At 51.6% G+C, this 13,392-nt stretch carries 19 protein-coding genes and 3 pseudogenes; 14 read left to right on the top strand and 8 right to left on the bottom strand.

What is annotated here, in order from left to right; all coding sequences use genetic code 11:
* Positions 1-131 precede the first annotated feature (131 nt).
* On the top strand, positions 132-1,229 hold the full coding sequence (tal, locus tag H7F08_RS01375) for a transaldolase (protein ID WP_193639691.1): 1,098 nt from the start codon (positions 132-134) through the stop codon (positions 1,227-1,229).
* Positions 1,230-1,240: 11 nt separating this feature from the next.
* Here tal and H7F08_RS01370 read toward each other — a convergent pair whose 3' ends face one another.
* Complete coding sequence (locus H7F08_RS01370) at positions 1,241-2,014, bottom strand: enoyl-ACP reductase (protein WP_010641534.1); 774 nt, start codon at positions 2,012-2,014, stop codon at positions 1,241-1,243.
* A gap of 19 nt (positions 2,015-2,033) precedes the next feature.
* On the bottom strand, positions 2,034-3,854 hold the full coding sequence (locus H7F08_RS01365) for a LysM peptidoglycan-binding domain-containing protein (RefSeq protein ID WP_031575787.1): 1,821 nt from the start codon (positions 3,852-3,854) through the stop codon (positions 2,034-2,036).
* Positions 3,855-4,107: 253 nt separating this feature from the next.
* Between H7F08_RS01365 and H7F08_RS01360 the strand changes: the two genes are divergently transcribed.
* The 11 genes and pseudogenes from H7F08_RS01360 (at position 4,108) to H7F08_RS01315 (ending at position 9,502) form a co-directional block, all read left to right on the top strand.
* Positions 4,108-4,668: a hypothetical protein gene (locus H7F08_RS01360; RefSeq protein ID WP_031575785.1), complete on the top strand. Its 561-nt coding sequence runs from the start codon at positions 4,108-4,110 to the stop codon at positions 4,666-4,668.
* A 193-nt stretch (positions 4,669-4,861) separates the two neighbouring features.
* Entirely contained in the window at positions 4,862-5,641 is a 780-nt protein-coding gene (locus H7F08_RS01355; protein ID WP_010641537.1) for a PhzF family phenazine biosynthesis protein, read from the top strand.
* Positions 5,642-5,732: 91 nt separating this feature from the next.
* Positions 5,733-6,146, top strand: coding sequence for a GFA family protein (locus H7F08_RS01350; protein WP_075322178.1), 414 nt, complete (start codon positions 5,733-5,735; stop codon positions 6,144-6,146).
* 493 nt (positions 6,147-6,639) lie between these two features.
* A complete protein-coding gene (locus H7F08_RS01345; protein ID WP_010639621.1) occupies positions 6,640-6,846 on the top strand; it encodes a hypothetical protein in 207 nt (68 codons plus the stop codon).
* Positions 6,839-7,060 carry a type II toxin-antitoxin system HicA family toxin gene (locus H7F08_RS01340; RefSeq protein WP_029316160.1) on the top strand — a complete coding sequence of 74 codons (222 nt, stop codon included), beginning with the start codon at positions 6,839-6,841 and terminating at the stop codon, positions 7,058-7,060. The genes H7F08_RS01345 and H7F08_RS01340 overlap by 8 nt, the downstream gene beginning before the upstream one ends.
* Before the next feature lie 97 nt (positions 7,061-7,157).
* Entirely contained in the window at positions 7,158-7,718 is a 561-nt protein-coding gene (locus H7F08_RS01335) for a GIY-YIG nuclease family protein (RefSeq protein WP_031575781.1), read from the top strand.
* A 7-nt stretch (positions 7,719-7,725) separates the two neighbouring features.
* A complete protein-coding gene (locus tag H7F08_RS01330; RefSeq protein ID WP_010639615.1) occupies positions 7,726-8,169 on the top strand; it encodes a DUF6884 domain-containing protein in 444 nt (147 codons plus the stop codon).
* Positions 8,170-8,326: 157 nt separating this feature from the next.
* Positions 8,327-8,419 (top strand): annotated as a pseudogene (locus H7F08_RS15800) (hypothetical protein); the annotation flags it as partial.
* A gap of 165 nt (positions 8,420-8,584) precedes the next feature.
* The gene (locus tag H7F08_RS01325; protein WP_031575778.1) at positions 8,585-8,827 is read left to right on the top strand and encodes a type II toxin-antitoxin system Phd/YefM family antitoxin; all 243 of its coding nucleotides are present in this window, start codon (positions 8,585-8,587) and stop codon (positions 8,825-8,827) included.
* Positions 8,803-9,087, top strand: coding sequence for a Txe/YoeB family addiction module toxin (locus H7F08_RS01320; protein ID WP_226831181.1), 285 nt, complete (start codon positions 8,803-8,805; stop codon positions 9,085-9,087). The genes H7F08_RS01325 and H7F08_RS01320 overlap by 25 nt, the downstream gene beginning before the upstream one ends.
* A gap of 139 nt (positions 9,088-9,226) precedes the next feature.
* On the top strand, positions 9,227-9,502 hold the full coding sequence (locus H7F08_RS01315; protein ID WP_193639690.1) for a DUF2442 domain-containing protein: 276 nt from the start codon (positions 9,227-9,229) through the stop codon (positions 9,500-9,502).
* Between the two features lie 57 nt (positions 9,503-9,559).
* Here H7F08_RS01315 and H7F08_RS01310 read toward each other — a convergent pair whose 3' ends face one another.
* The 5 genes and pseudogenes from H7F08_RS01310 to H7F08_RS01295 form a co-directional block, all read right to left on the bottom strand.
* Complete coding sequence (locus tag H7F08_RS01310) at positions 9,560-9,949, bottom strand: type II toxin-antitoxin system VapC family toxin (protein WP_010639607.1); 390 nt, start codon at positions 9,947-9,949, stop codon at positions 9,560-9,562.
* Positions 9,946-10,191, bottom strand: a complete 246-nt coding sequence (locus H7F08_RS01305; protein ID WP_031575767.1) for a FitA-like ribbon-helix-helix domain-containing protein — start codon at positions 10,189-10,191, stop codon at positions 9,946-9,948. Before H7F08_RS01305 ends, H7F08_RS01310 begins: the two co-directional genes overlap by 4 nt.
* A gap of 243 nt (positions 10,192-10,434) precedes the next feature.
* The gene (locus H7F08_RS01300) at positions 10,435-10,725 is read right to left on the bottom strand and encodes a toxin-antitoxin system HicB family antitoxin (RefSeq protein WP_010639603.1); all 291 of its coding nucleotides are present in this window, start codon (positions 10,723-10,725) and stop codon (positions 10,435-10,437) included.
* Between the two features lie 16 nt (positions 10,726-10,741).
* Entirely contained in the window at positions 10,742-10,831 is a 90-nt protein-coding gene (locus H7F08_RS15315) for a hypothetical protein (RefSeq protein WP_264318612.1), read from the bottom strand.
* Between the two features lie 38 nt (positions 10,832-10,869).
* Positions 10,870-11,226 (bottom strand): annotated as a pseudogene (locus H7F08_RS01295) (phage integrase N-terminal SAM-like domain-containing protein); the annotation flags it as partial.
* Between the two features lie 158 nt (positions 11,227-11,384).
* Between H7F08_RS01295 and H7F08_RS01290 the strand changes: the two are divergent.
* Both H7F08_RS01290 and H7F08_RS01285 read left to right on the top strand, forming a co-directional pair.
* A complete protein-coding gene (locus tag H7F08_RS01290) occupies positions 11,385-12,050 on the top strand; it encodes a hypothetical protein (RefSeq protein WP_193639689.1) in 666 nt (221 codons plus the stop codon).
* Positions 12,051-12,302: 252 nt separating this feature from the next.
* A complete protein-coding gene (locus H7F08_RS01285) occupies positions 12,303-13,205 on the top strand; it encodes a ParA family protein (RefSeq protein WP_193639688.1) in 903 nt (300 codons plus the stop codon).
* A 6-nt stretch (positions 13,206-13,211) separates the two neighbouring features.
* Here the strand turns inward: H7F08_RS01285 and H7F08_RS01280 are convergent.
* Positions 13,212-13,392: pseudogene (locus H7F08_RS01280) on the bottom strand (IS256 family transposase); the annotation flags it as partial.

Here is a 13,392-nt window from a genome sequence, read left to right as displayed (position 1 = left end):
AATAGGGGAATCGTGCATGGTCTCAGCATCTTCTCCGGGCTTGAACTACAATAAACTACATGAAGAAGATCGTGTGAGCAGTCTGGAATAGCCAAACGGGTTTCTGCAGTGATTTCCGGGGAGATGGAAGGATGACAACAGATTTACGGGCGTTGCACAAAGAGGTGGGTCAAAGCATCTGGCTGGATAATTTGTCGAGAACACTGATTCACGATGATGTTCTCAGAAAATATATCAGCGCAGATGGTATCAGTGGGGTTACATCCAATCCCAGCATTTTTCAGAAAGCCATTCATTCCAGTCCCTACTATCAGGATGATTTGCGGCAAGCCGCAGAATCTGCCGAGCGACTTTATGAACAGCTCGTTTTGCAGGATTTGCAGATGGCCTGCGATCTTTTGCAGCCGGTGCATCAGGAAAGTGCTGGCGATGATGGTTGGGTGAGCTGGGAGGAATCTCCGCGTTTGGCGCATGATGAAGCAGCTACGGTTGCTGAAGCCCGCCGCCTGCGGGGATTGGTGCAGCGTGACAATTTATTGATCAAGGTTCCCGCAACGCCCCAGGGTATTGCGGCACTGGCTACGCTGATAGGCGAGGGTATTTCAGTCAATGTCACCCTCATGTTCGGATTGGAACATGTCCACCGGGTTTTTGCGGCTTATCAACAGGGCTTGGCGCATTGGGTAAAACAAGGCGGCGACCCCCGCCGGGTCAAGGCAGTTGCCAGCCTTTTCCTGTCACGGGTAGACACCCTCGTTGATCAGCAGCTCGATAAAATGGCGACAGCAGAGGCTCTGGCTCTACGCGGCAAGGCCGCAGTGGCCATGGCGAAGGTTGCTTACAAGGTCTATCAGGAGACCTTTCATGGGGACGGCTTCGCGGAGTTGGCCAAGGCCGGTGGGCGTCCGCAGTATCTGCTCTGGGCCAGTACCAGCACGAAAAACCCGGAATACTCAGACTTACTCTATGTCGAACCGTTGATGGGACCGGAAACGATCAATACCTTGCCGGATGAAACCCTGAACAAGCTGCGTGATCATGGCCATATCGCGAATCGGGTGAGCGAGGATCTGGACGCGGCACAGGCAGTCATGGCCGGACTGGAGTCGCTGGGTATTCACATGGACAGTGTGGCTGAACAATTACAGCAGGAAGGGCTGGCCGCCTTCGCCAAAAGTTTTGAGGAAATGTTGGCGGAGGTCGGCAAGGCCATGCCCCATGGTGGTTGATTGCCTTCGAATTAAAAGCCGACGGTATTGAAGCCGGCATCGACGTAAGTAATTTCGCCGGTGATGCCTGAGGCAAGGTCGGAGCAGAGGAAGGCCGCCGTGTTGCCCACTTCTTCCTGGGTGACATTGCGGTGGAGGGGAGCATGCTCCGCATAGTGGTCGAGGATTTTACGGAATTCACTGATTCCGCTGGCTGCCAAAGTGCGAATGGGACCTGCGGAAATAGCGTTGACACGAATGCCATCACTGCCCAGGGAATAAGCCAGGTAACGAATGCTGGCTTCGAGGCTGGCCTTGGCCAGGCCCATGACATTGTAGTTGGCCATGGCCCGTTCGGCGCCGAGATAGCTGAGCGCCAGTAAAGCGCCTTGGCGTCCCTGCATCAAAGGATGCATGGCTTTGGCCATGGCGGTGAAGCTGTAGGAAGAAACTTCGTGGGCAATACGGAAGCCTTCGCGGGTGGTGGCATCCAGATAACTGCCACTGAGTTCTTCCTTGGGCGCAAAAGCCGCGCCGTGGATACCAATGTCGACGCCACCCCATAGTGACTGGACGCGCTCCATGGCCGCCTGCAATTGCTGTTCATCCATCAGATCCAGTTCTAGGGGTTCCGGCGCGCCGATTTGCCCGGCCAGTTCTTCCACCCGACTTTTGGTGCGCTCGCCCTGATAGGTCAACAGCACTTCGGCTCCCTGACGATGCATGGCCTGCGCGATTCCCCAACAAATGGAACGATCATTGGCTACGCCAACGATGAGCGCCTTTTTGCCTGTCATGAAACCCATAAAACCTCCTGTGTGCTGCTTAGCGTGTATAAATAGTGAGACGTGATCCCGGCTGAATGTCGCTGGCAGAGGCCAGGTGGTTCCATTGGATGAGCGACTTGGGTTGCACATGGTACTGCTGGGCAATTTGCCAGAGTGTATCGCCTTTGCGAACAATATAAGTCGCTGCGCGCGGCTGGGTGGCGGCGCGTTCCTGGCGGGCACTGATAGCCGCTACGGCGGTTTCCGAAGGGATATTCAGGACCTGACCCGGATGAATGACGGATTGCTCGGTCAGGTGGTTCGCATGGGCAATAGCGGTGATACCTACACCGGCCCGCTGAGCGATTTGCCAGAGACTTTCGCCGGGGCGCACCGTCAGCTGTCTTTGTCGGCGTGCTGCCGTATAAACGGGAGTGGCATGACCTCCGTAAACGGTGAGATGTTCTCCCACTTGCAGATCATTGGCCGAATGGATATGATTCCAGCGCATCAGGTCCTGAACACTGACGCCAGCCTGCTGCGCCAGTCCCGAAAGGGTATTTCCGGAGTGGACAACCAGAGAGTGATTGGCCGGTTGGCTATAAGTGGCGTTTTCCAGATGATGACTTCCATAAACCACCAGTTGCTGGCCCACCTGCAGGTCACGCGCGGAGCGTAAATGATTCCACTGCTTCATCTGCTGAACACTGACCCCGGCCTGCATGGCTATTTGTGACAGGGTGTTCCCTGGATGTACCGTCAAATGGCTGAGCCGAGGTTGGGTGACGGGCTGGGCCACCGGTGTGGCAGCGACGGCCGGTTGTGCGATGGGCAAAGCCTGAGCTGCTACCTCCTGCGGCATGGTCAACAGCGCTGTTTTCAGGGTGGCCGCCTTGTCCTTGGGAACTACAAGCTGATAGTCCGCCGGGACTACGCCATAACTGATTCCGGCATTGAGGTGTTGCAATTCGCGCACCGGGACATTCATCAGATTGGCAGCCACATTGAGGGCGACTGATTTAGGGGTGGTGACTACCGCTATGTGGGCCGTGTTGGGGATATAGGGCAGACTGACGTGGTAAGCCTTGGCATTTTTGATGACCTGGGCAAGACCCAATAATTCGGCCACGTAATTTTCAGTTTGTTCGGGAAGATTCAGATCCCAGAAATCGGTAGGTTGGCCGGCTGCCACGTTTTGCTGGATAGCGGCGGAAACCGTACCCTGTCCGGCATTGTAGGCAGCAATCGCCAGGAGCCAGTTTCCACCAAAATAATTGTATAAATAAGACAGGTAATCCAGGGCGGCGTTGGTCGAAGCCGTCAGACTGAGGCGGGGATCCCCGTAACGCGTATTTTGCAATCCAAAACTCCGCGCGGTTCCGGGCACAAACTGCCAGAGCCCTGCGGCGGCGGCAGGAGAATAGGCTTTAGGATTGTAGCCGCTCTCAATGGCAGGCAGTAGAGCCAGTTCCATGGGCAGGCCACGTTGAGAAACGGCGTTGACTACGTAATAGAGGAAAGGACGCGAATTGCCGAGAATTTCTTCGAGTTTGCCCTGATGCTGCAAAAACCAGGTGCGCCATTTATCGACTTCAACCCGAGACACGTTGCTGAGGCGCAGACCCTGGTCAATGTTTGTCCAGACATTACCTGATCCGGTCTGGTCGCCAAAGGCCCCCGCCGCCTCGAATTGCTGCAGTGTCGCCGCAAGACTGTCATTGCCGGGGTGGTTGCTTACGCTGGAATCTGAAGAGGTCCCAACCGATGCTGCGCCCTGTAAGTCACTTTGTGGCAGCCCTATGGTTTGACTATCTGCCCAAGCCATAGGGCTGCTCCCTAGCACCACCGCAGTGGCGATAGCGATTATTCGTTTGTTCATGTTGCTCCTTCCTGGGCGGGTTCAATCCACAATCGGGCGTCCCGCAGACGTTACCCTTCACAATAAGGATGTCATTATAAACAGCAGCTTGGTACGGCCTTTGCTTACTATCTTAGGGATAGTAAGCAAAACCAATATCCCGAGTCAATCGACTTTTCTTGAGGCCGCTCGCTTGGCTTGCTTTACGCATCGATTTTTGAAAGCCTTGAACGTAACTGTTGCCGGACAGTAATTAAAGGCTAAGGAGTGAAACATGCAGGACAAGAATCCAAAAAAACGGCAAGCCGTATGGTGGTTAGGTGGAATAATGATGCTCACTGGCGCAATGACGCCATGGTCGGCAGCGCAGGCGCAAAACATCCGACCCATGACCATACAGCAGTTAGTGAATGGGCCAATGTTTTTGCATCAAGATGGTCCATTAACGCAACTGTTTCATATTACGGGTACCCCTGGAGATGTGGTAGCATCCAGAGCGGCGTTGATGACATCCATTAGGGGTGTCGGGTTCTCTGGCCTTCCTGCCGCGCAAAAAGAATATGAAAAGCTGCTGGACCATCTGGGTATCGCCCAGGCGGTTGTGAGAGGCAACAGTTTTCGCCTGAAGCAGACCGCTCCACACCAAAGTGGCGGAACGGCATCCCGTCCTGTATTGGTTTTTCCAGTGATACTGCAAGAATCCCATCATCAGGAAACGGGGCCATGGATTAATAAAGGACCCTATACCCTGCGGCTCACGTATGTGGGACATTCTACGCAAAAGGGTTTTGGGTCGTCTCCCGTGTTATCTGAAATCGCACTGGTCCGGAAATAGATTTCGGCTCTCCATATGGATAACCATGCAAGCAAATTGGCCCATTGATGTCCGAGTGTCTGATAAAAGGGTTTCACAACGAGCGTGGAGAAGTTGCGCTCTGCGTACCTGACCAATCTGTTCCTCTGGGAACCAGGTTGCGGTGAGAGCGGCCCGGCTTGGATTCGGGCGTTAGGTTTTTCTGGAGGTCACATTGAAGCTCAAGCAATACCAGGTTGATGCGTTCACGGATAAAGTTTTTGGGGGTAATCCTGCCGCTGTGGTTCCGTTGTCAGCGTGGCCAGATGATTCGCTTCTCCAAGCAATTGCTGAGGAAAACAATCTTTCCGAAACAGCGTTCTTCGTTCCTGCTGAAAAAGTCTTTCAGCTGAGGTGGTTCACTCCACTCAAGGAGGTTGATCTTTGTGGCCATGCAACCCTGGCGACAGCGCATATCATTTTTGAAATTCTTGGCTATGCCAAAGCGGTTATCACTTTTGAAACGCGCAGCGGCGCGCTATTCGTGGAAAAAAATGGCGCCCGCTTGAAAATGAACTTCCCGTCACGACCACCTGCACCCTGCCAGCTTTCCGAAATTTTGGTCAAGGGGCTCGGCCAGCGTCCGGTTGAAGTATTGGCTGCGGACGACTATCTGGTCGTGTTTGACAGTGAAGCCACTGTTCGCGCCATCACACCTGACCAAGCGCTCCTTGCTCAGCTGGATTTGCGCGGCGTGATTATTACCGCACCCGGTATGGAGGCTGATTTTGTCAGCCGCTTCTTTGCCCCCAAGTATGGCGTTCCCGAAGATCCTGTTACGGGTTCCGCGCATTGTGCGCTTGCGCCGTACTGGGCCAATAAACTGGGCAAGAACATCCTGACCGCCAAACAGGTTTCCAAGCGTGGTGGTAACATCACTTGTGAGGTTAAAACTGACCGCGTGTTTCTCTCGGGTTGTGCGGTCATGTTTATGGAGTCTGAAATTTTCTTGTAAAATATATGATGATAAGCTCAATATCGACTGCGTGAGAGCGTGCGGCCACTTGGCTTCACGTTATGTCCTCATTAACAGGTAGGAGTCTTTTATGAATGCAAAATATTCCGGGCGGTGCCTTTGTGGGGAAATCAGCTATTCAGTTGATATTGAGCCAGTGTTTACTGGAAATTGTCATTGCAAAGACTGTCAAAGATCATCAGGTGGTGCATTTATTCCGGCGATGCTTTTCCCTGAAAAAAATGTGGTTGTTTCAGGTGCAGTAAAATATTACGAATCTCAGGCAGATAGCGGAAATATTCACAAAAGAGGCTTTTGCCCGAACTGTGGTTCCCAATTGTTCGCAAGGTTCGGCCATATGCCAGGAGTGCTGGGTATAAAGGCCGGCACTTTAGATGACCCATCGAATTATGTTCCAACGATGGATTTTCATGTAAGTAGCGCTGCACCATGGGACTGCATGAATCCAGCGCTACCTAAAAAGCAGGGGGCGGCACAAAGCTAACGATTGTGCATATCAAGTCTATTTGGCCGACAGTTATCGCCAGTGTGCTGCACAAGTACGCGTCGGGTTGCTTGATTGAAAATCCTTCCCGCTCAATTAGACACACTGACAAGTGGCACGTCGGTTAGCGGGCTTCACCAATCGGAGAGAAGCCCTCAGAGTTACGTCCTCGTAGCTGGTGAGGAACAAGAGGTCGCTGAATCTGAAATCCAGGTCGGCGGCCACACGCACGAGCCCAGGCGTTAGAGCCAGAAAGCGCGCAGCCGATCCAGAAGTTTGGGTGGGTTGCTGGAATCTGGTTTGGTGTTTTTCATCTGGAAGATTTTAGGCTGTCCTAAATTGTTGTGCAATGGGAAATACCATGAATATACAGCGTGTTGTTGCTGCTAATTTTGCATTAAACAATGCTTGATGATAGCATTGTTGAGTCTAAATTTTTTTAGGCGTCAAGCATCAATTGCGAGACAATGAATGTCTTCTTGGGAGCGAAGCTATGGAACTGACTGCTGTTCTTACCCCCGCCGAAGAAGGCGGCTATGTCGCGCTAAATCCAGAGACAGGTACGACCACCCAAGGCGAAACGGTCGAAGAGGCTATTGTCAATCTGACTGAAGCTACAGCACTTTATCTGTCTGAGTTTCCGCTGCCAGCGCAGGGCCATCCGCTGGTAACAATGTTCAGCGTTCCTGCCCATGCCTAGGCTGCCTCATGTATCAGGAGCTGAAATTGTGAAGGCGCTGGAGCATCTGGGTTTCGAGAAGGCGCGCCAGTCCGGTAGTCACGTCATCATGCGTAGAAGATCAAGGGGGTGCGTTGTGCCGCTACACAATGAGGTCAAAACTGGAACCTTGGCTGGCGTTCTTCGTCAGGCCGACATATCCCCCGAAGTTTTCATTGCGGCACTGCGATTCTGATGATGCTCAACCCTTCGCTCCAGCCGACCAGCTACAGCGGGCTTCGCCCGCTTTCGCCGTCGGCTGAGCTGGCACGTTGTGTCGCAAGAAGGGTGCAATGACTCAACCTCAACCACTTTTGTTGTTCCGCAACCATAAATGGTCGGATCTCCCTACAACCCCTGGTGTTTACTGGTGGTATTTCCCACGCATAGCACTTGATCATTTTTGCATTGCCGAATTCTGTGACATCACGAAACTACGGTTACGGACAGCGCCAGATGGCAAAGTGTGCCTCTATCACGGTTTAGCTAAGAGCATCGCACAGCGCGTGCAATGGCATGCAGCTCAAAAGTTGACATTGAGTTGCCTACAGACCGGTTTCCTCTCGACTTTCCGGTTTACTCTTCTTGCCCTGAACGACTTTGATTACTCGGAAGGAGTGGAAAAGATCGACAAGTATTTCGACGCTCTCTCTGTCAGTTGGCGATCGACAACGACAAGGGAAGAGGCAGAATCCATCGAGTGTAACGAGCTTCATGGCGAATACTATTACCCACTCAACATTCAAGGGAACAAACGGCCTGAACTATTAGCTTTTACCCGCCATTTGAAGGTCATGCGAAGCGCCTACAAAAAACGGTATATAAGTGGTAGTGACCATCATTGTGCGAAGTGAGATGACAATGCAATCCAACAATTCCACTATCTATCTTGTTTCTTGTGTCGGCAAAAAACGAAATCAGCCATGCGCGGCACGTGATTTGTATATTTCTGATTGGTTCATCAAAGCGCGCCGATATGCAGAATTATCTTTATATCCATGGTACATTCTATCTGCCGAGTACGGTTTGGTTCCTCCCGATCAAATAATTGCACCATATGAGCGGACGCTCAACACGATGAGGGTGGTGGATCGCCGCTCATGGGCCGATCATGTAACCCTTCAGCTTTCGGAAGCCGCTCCAGACTTGAAACAGGTAGTGTTCTTTGCAGGTGTGCGGTATCGTGAGTTCTTGACCAGCCACCTTTCCGATAGGGACATAAAAGTATCGATCCCAATGGAAGGGCTGCGAATCGGGAAGCAACTGAGTTGGCTTTTACAGCACACCTCGTTGTCTGTAGGCTAATGTTCAAGCGGCCGCACAACTCATTCAATCCGACTCCGCTTCGCGGCGCCGCTGAACTCAAACGTTGGGCACCTTTCAACGCCGTCGCGGAGATTAACAATGTGTAACCGCGTGGCTACATTCTCCCCATGGTCGAAATGCGGAAAACTATAAGGCGCTTTCCGGCGAACGCAGACCCGGCTTCGATACAATTCTCAAGGTCGTCGGCGCTCTCGGTTTGAAACTTCATGCCGAGGCGGGTCGCTCGTAACAAGGTGCCCAGCCACTCTGTCAACCGGACGCCCTGCCAGCTACGCTGGCAAGTTCCCTCTGTCCTTCAGGCTCCGGTCGCCGGTTACGTTGAACGTTATGTTAAAAAATCGGCCTTGAGCAACCGTGCGTAATAGCGTACGCTTAAATCCAGGGAGGGGGAAGCATGACCATACTCAACGCGACAGAGGCGAGATCGAAGCTGTACAGCCTTATCGATGAAGCCGCGGATTCTCATCAACCCATTGTCATAAAAGGCAAACGCGGTAACGCTGTGCTGATTTCGGAAGAAGATTGGAATGCGATATCTGAAACGCTCCATTTGCTTGCCGTCCCGGGAATGCGCGAGTCGATTCAAGAGGGCATGAAAACGCCAGCGTCTGAATGTGCGAAGGATCTCGATTGGTGAGGTGGCGGCTGGTTTATACCCAGCACGCGCAAAAAGATGCGAAGAAGCTCGCTGCATCAGGCCTGAAGGAAAAGGCAGTGAACTTGCTGAAGGTGCTTGAGGAGAATCCTTATCAAAATCCACCGCCGTACGAAAAACTCGTTGGTGATCTTGCCGGCGCATATTCCCGCCGAATCAATATACAGCACCGCATTTTGTACGAAGTCCTGGAGCAGGAGCATATCGTCAAGATTTTGCGACTATGGACACATTATGAATAAAGAAACATAACAAATCGTTAAATGGATTACCGGGCTGCGCCCGGGGCGCCGTTTAACTCGGCGTTGAATCAAGGGCTTTCTCATAAGCAGATCAATGAGGCGTTGGCTTTAGTTCATGCTCATCACGAGGAGATCATCAATGCCTGGCATAGCCACTTCGGAAATTGAAGTTTCGTTGGTATCAAACAAGGGCTTCTGGCTGCTCTTGGACAAGGACGAGCTTTTTGTTTCCTATGCCGAGTTCCCGTGGTTCAAACAAGCCACGGTTGAGCAAATCACCACAATTGAACGGCAATCTTCTGCCCATCTTTATTGGCCCTTGCTTGATGTTGACCTTGCCGTTGAATCTATCCGCAATCCAGCTTTGTTCCCATTAGTTGCCAAGCCCAACCCATCATTCCGGCGGACGCGCTGACGAACTCCACTGAATTCAGACGTTGGGGTTTACCGCCGCTAACGCAAACCGTCAGCTCTATGATAAGCCTATCGTCGTCGCTGGGAACGCTTTGCGCAGCTTGGCGTCCATCGTCACGAGCTTTACGTCGAGTTGCCTGGCCAGTGCAATGAATTCGCAGTCGTAGGCGGAGCATCCGCTGTCGCGGGCCAGAGTCAGCACCTCAAATGAGTCCACGTCGTATTCATGATCCGCCAGTAGTGTCTCTGCTTCACGCTGGATACGAAATGCCTGATCGAATTCAAGCAGCTTCTTTCGTATATACAGAGCCAGTATATTGCGCAGCTCACTGCGCCACAGCAGCGGCGCAACCCAGTCAGGGTCCCGCTCAAGCAGCCGTTCGGCTTCCGCTGTGAATTCGCCTGGCAGGTACAGGTAGGCAATAACGTTCGAGTCAACTACGATCATCGCCGCCCTTGCCGCTTGAATTCATCAATGTCCTTCGCTGCAAATGCCCCCTGCTCCAGTGGTGCGCGCAACGCGCGGGCGCGCGTGATCCTGTCCGAGGCAGTCGCCTTGCGCGGCAGCAGCGCCGTCTCAAGCACCGAGATTGCTTCGTTGTTAAGGCTGCGCCGGTGTACTTCGGCTGTCTCCTTCAAGCGCGCGTATACGTCGTCCGGGATACCCTTCAGGGTCAAAGTCGTAGGCATGCCAATCTCCAACCAAATTGGCACCATTATGGTTTCGGTTTTGGTTCAGGTCAACGGCGGTGCCCTTCGCAGGGAGAGGTTAACCCCTCTGTCAAAGGGACACCTTCTGACAAGCGGCGCGTTGAATAGCGGACTTCACCATTCGGAGAAAAGCCATCAGGGCCACGTCCTCGTAGCTGGCGAGGAACAAGAGGTCGCTGAATCAGAAAGCCAGGTCGGCGGCCACACGCACGAGCTCAGGCGTTAGAGCGAGAAAGCACTGTCGAGCATATCGAGAACGGCAAGGCCTTTAGTTACATCACCTCTAGCGGCCATGGCCCGAAAGCGGGTTTCGGCATCAAACTCTGCTATTGCTTGCGTGGAAAGCTCTTCCATCAGCTTGTTAATGCTAATGTGTTTGCGCTTGGCCAATGCTTTCAGACGCATATGCTTGTCATCGGGTAACCGTACAGTCAGGGTAGCCATATCAACTTCCTGGACATTATTGCCAGCCCGATATTTCATGGTGTTGTGCTTGCTTTCACTGAGATCCATTTCCCATGATGCTTTATTATTGGTCGAGCGGGCTGATAATACTGCGACCACCCTTGTTCAGGACGTGGGTATAAATCATGGTGGTACTCACATCCTTATGGCCCAGTAGTTCCTGAACGGTGCGAATATCATAAAGGCGCGCGCCTCCGTAGGCGTAAGCACTACGGGCAGATGCCGCGAAGGCTTGGCATTGGTAATGTTATCCAACCAGGGCAGATCTATATCCAGCACCTGCTTGTACAAAAAAAGCAGAGCTGCCTTGGCCTGATTTTGAGTGGATGACGAAACGTGACGCTTATTGGCGAGGTAACTCAGAAAAGCCTCCACCTCAGCGGCCCCCATATTTTGGGGATGGCGCTTCCGATGGAACAAAATAAAACGCCGCACCCAATCAGTATAAACTTCTTCAGTGCGGATACTGTAATGCATCGTCCGGATGCGGGCGCGCAGCTGATCCAGAAGCTTGGGCGGGTTGCTGGGATCTGGTTGGGTGTTTTTCATCTGGAAAATTTTAGGCTGTCCTAAATTATTGCGCAATGGGAAGTGTCATGAGTATACAGCATGTTGATTACTACTAATATTGCATTAGACAATGCTTGTGTGGTAGTATTCTAGAATCAAAAATATGTTAAGCACCACCACATATCGAGAAGCCAAAAATGAACGATTTCTCAGCTTTTGATATCATCTCTTTCATCGCTTCAATTGCGTCGCTCATTCTTGCCATTGGCGCGATATTGCTTTCAGTTGTATTTTTTAAGATGTCGGATGCAGCATCAAAAGCAACAACAGAGGCAGCTAAGGGTATAGCGGCGAGTGTTGAACGCCTTGAGAATTTATTCGATAAGCTTTACACCGACACCTTCTCAATGATGCGCGACACAGTCACAGACATGAGAAAGCACATCTGGAACAATCCTCATACTGGCAACATTGAAAAGGATGAAATAAGCCCGACTGTAAAAGCCGAAATTGAGAGCCGAGTGAAAGCCGCACTAGAAGTCGAGGGAATTGGCAATAAGGAAAAACAAGAGAAAGTTACCAAGCAATTAGAGGGTGTGCTTGAGTCAATATTCAAAGACGCAAAAATCAGAAAAGCAACCATTAATACAAGTCGCGTACTGGAGTCAATCAAGACTAATCAGCCGGTCACAATGGATAAACTATCAAAAATCCTAGGTATAAGTGATGACGATCTTGCAATTCATCTATTCCGAATGCGTGAACGTGGCGAGATAACGTGGGATGCACCAAAAAATACAATTAGTAGCATGTCAGTTGTTAAACTAGGCCAAGATGATGAAGCCGAAGATGCTAAACAATAGGGGTCAGACCACGTTTTTGCAGCGCCGTTTAGCTTGGCGTTGGGCGTCATGGCTCAAATGGTGCAACAACGTTCTCATGCGCAATGGCAAACATCAGATCACGCAGAGCCTGGAGCGTGTCCGGGCTGCGTCCGCCCACCGTTCCAGGAGTGCAAAATTCGACCGTCACCACAGCCGATTTCCCGGTCATCTGGTCAAAGATGAAGCCGGCCCGCCGTTTAGCTTGGCATTAGACCTTTCTTAGGAGCCCTCATGGAAATTGTCGCTGTCATTAACTACAAAGGTGGTGTCGGTAAGACCACAGTCATCGCGAACCTCGCTGGCGAACTTGCCTATCGAGGTCAGAAGGTGCTACTGATCGACACCGATGCCCAAGCAAGTCTGACGTTTTCCTTCATTACTCCAGACAAGTGGGATACCGATTACAAGGCATCGAAAACCATCAAGTCCTGGTTTGATGCGATCAGTCAAGGAACGGAGCCGCCTCCGCTTACCGATTTCGTTATTACTCCACCCAAGGTCAATCGTTTCTTGAAATCTCGAAACAATGGCGGACGCATCGATCTAATCTGCTCCCACCTTGGGCTAATCAACGTTGACCTTGAATTGGCCACACTTCTCGGCGGTGTCAATCTTCAACAAGCAAAACGAAACTACATCAAGGTTCACGGAAAGCTTAGACAGGCGATTGCATCACTTGCGGACAGCACCGACTACGACATTGTGTTGATGGACTGCCCGCCGAACTTCAATATCGTGACGAAAAATGCGATCGTTGCGAGTGAAAAGATTCTCATCCCTGCGAAACCAGACTATCTGTCGACGCTGGGAATCGATTACTTGCATCGCAGCGTCAACGAACTCGTCAAGGAATTTAACGAGTACGCCGAGTTGGATGGGGAACTAGAGAACATCGCGCCGGAAATTCTCGGGGTCATTTTTACAATGATTCAGATCACCAGTGGTCAGCCAATTTCCGCGCAGCGACAGTTCATCTCCCAGACAAACCGGCTTGGAGTTTCTACGTTCAAGAACTATTTCCGCGAAAACAAGTCAATCTTTGCTGATGCGCCTCAGAATCTAATGCCCGTAGTTTTGAACCAATATTCGAACAGCACGAGCTATAGTCAAATCTGGTGTATGAGCATTTTCTGACATAGATCAGGCGGCGGTCTGTTGATCATCCGGCAGGGTGAGGTTAGCCGGTATGCCATCGATAAATTTCACCCCTGCAAAAAGCTGCAGGACTTTCTCTGGAGCATAAATCCCAATCCAGCGTTTTTCAGCCTGCTGCAGCATCTTGAAACCCAATCCCAGAAAGCTGCTGCGTGATACACAGTTC

It is taken from the genome of Acidithiobacillus sp. HP-11 (assembly GCF_015100075.1).
GTDB lineage: Bacteria > Pseudomonadota > Gammaproteobacteria > Acidithiobacillales > Acidithiobacillaceae > Acidithiobacillus > Acidithiobacillus thiooxidans.
The sequence above is the reverse complement of the archived record's forward strand: the minus strand, read 5'-3'. Positions and strand labels throughout refer to the sequence as shown.

Excerpts from the sequence above, each read along its gene's own strand:
- tal (WP_193639691.1), top strand. The coding sequence starts at position 132 with ATGACAACAGATTTACGGGCGTTGCACAAAGAGGTGGGTCAAAGCATC.
- H7F08_RS01370 (WP_010641534.1), bottom strand. The coding sequence starts at position 2,014 with ATGGGTTTCATGACAGGCAAAAAGGCGCTCATCGTTGGCGTAGCCAAT.
- H7F08_RS01365 (WP_031575787.1), bottom strand. The coding sequence starts at position 3,854 with ATGAACAAACGAATAATCGCTATCGCCACTGCGGTGGTGCTAGGGAGC.
- H7F08_RS01360 (WP_031575785.1), top strand. The coding sequence starts at position 4,108 with ATGCAGGACAAGAATCCAAAAAAACGGCAAGCCGTATGGTGGTTAGGT.
- H7F08_RS01350 (WP_075322178.1), top strand. The coding sequence starts at position 5,733 with ATGAATGCAAAATATTCCGGGCGGTGCCTTTGTGGGGAAATCAGCTAT.
- H7F08_RS01345 (WP_010639621.1), top strand. The coding sequence starts at position 6,640 with ATGGAACTGACTGCTGTTCTTACCCCCGCCGAAGAAGGCGGCTATGTC.
- H7F08_RS01340 (WP_029316160.1), top strand. The coding sequence starts at position 6,839 with ATGCCTAGGCTGCCTCATGTATCAGGAGCTGAAATTGTGAAGGCGCTG.
- H7F08_RS01335 (WP_031575781.1), top strand. The coding sequence starts at position 7,158 with ATGACTCAACCTCAACCACTTTTGTTGTTCCGCAACCATAAATGGTCG.
- H7F08_RS01330 (WP_010639615.1), top strand. The coding sequence starts at position 7,726 with ATGCAATCCAACAATTCCACTATCTATCTTGTTTCTTGTGTCGGCAAA.
- H7F08_RS01325 (WP_031575778.1), top strand. The coding sequence starts at position 8,585 with ATGACCATACTCAACGCGACAGAGGCGAGATCGAAGCTGTACAGCCTT.
- H7F08_RS01320 (WP_226831181.1), top strand. The coding sequence starts at position 8,803 with ATGTGCGAAGGATCTCGATTGGTGAGGTGGCGGCTGGTTTATACCCAG.
- H7F08_RS01315 (WP_193639690.1), top strand. The coding sequence starts at position 9,227 with ATGCCTGGCATAGCCACTTCGGAAATTGAAGTTTCGTTGGTATCAAAC.
- H7F08_RS01310 (WP_010639607.1), bottom strand. The coding sequence starts at position 9,949 with ATGATCGTAGTTGACTCGAACGTTATTGCCTACCTGTACCTGCCAGGC.
- H7F08_RS01305 (WP_031575767.1), bottom strand. The coding sequence starts at position 10,191 with ATGCCTACGACTTTGACCCTGAAGGGTATCCCGGACGACGTATACGCG.
- H7F08_RS01300 (WP_010639603.1), bottom strand. The coding sequence starts at position 10,725 with ATGGATCTCAGTGAAAGCAAGCACAACACCATGAAATATCGGGCTGGC.
- H7F08_RS01290 (WP_193639689.1), top strand. The coding sequence starts at position 11,385 with ATGAACGATTTCTCAGCTTTTGATATCATCTCTTTCATCGCTTCAATT.
- H7F08_RS01285 (WP_193639688.1), top strand. The coding sequence starts at position 12,303 with ATGGAAATTGTCGCTGTCATTAACTACAAAGGTGGTGTCGGTAAGACC.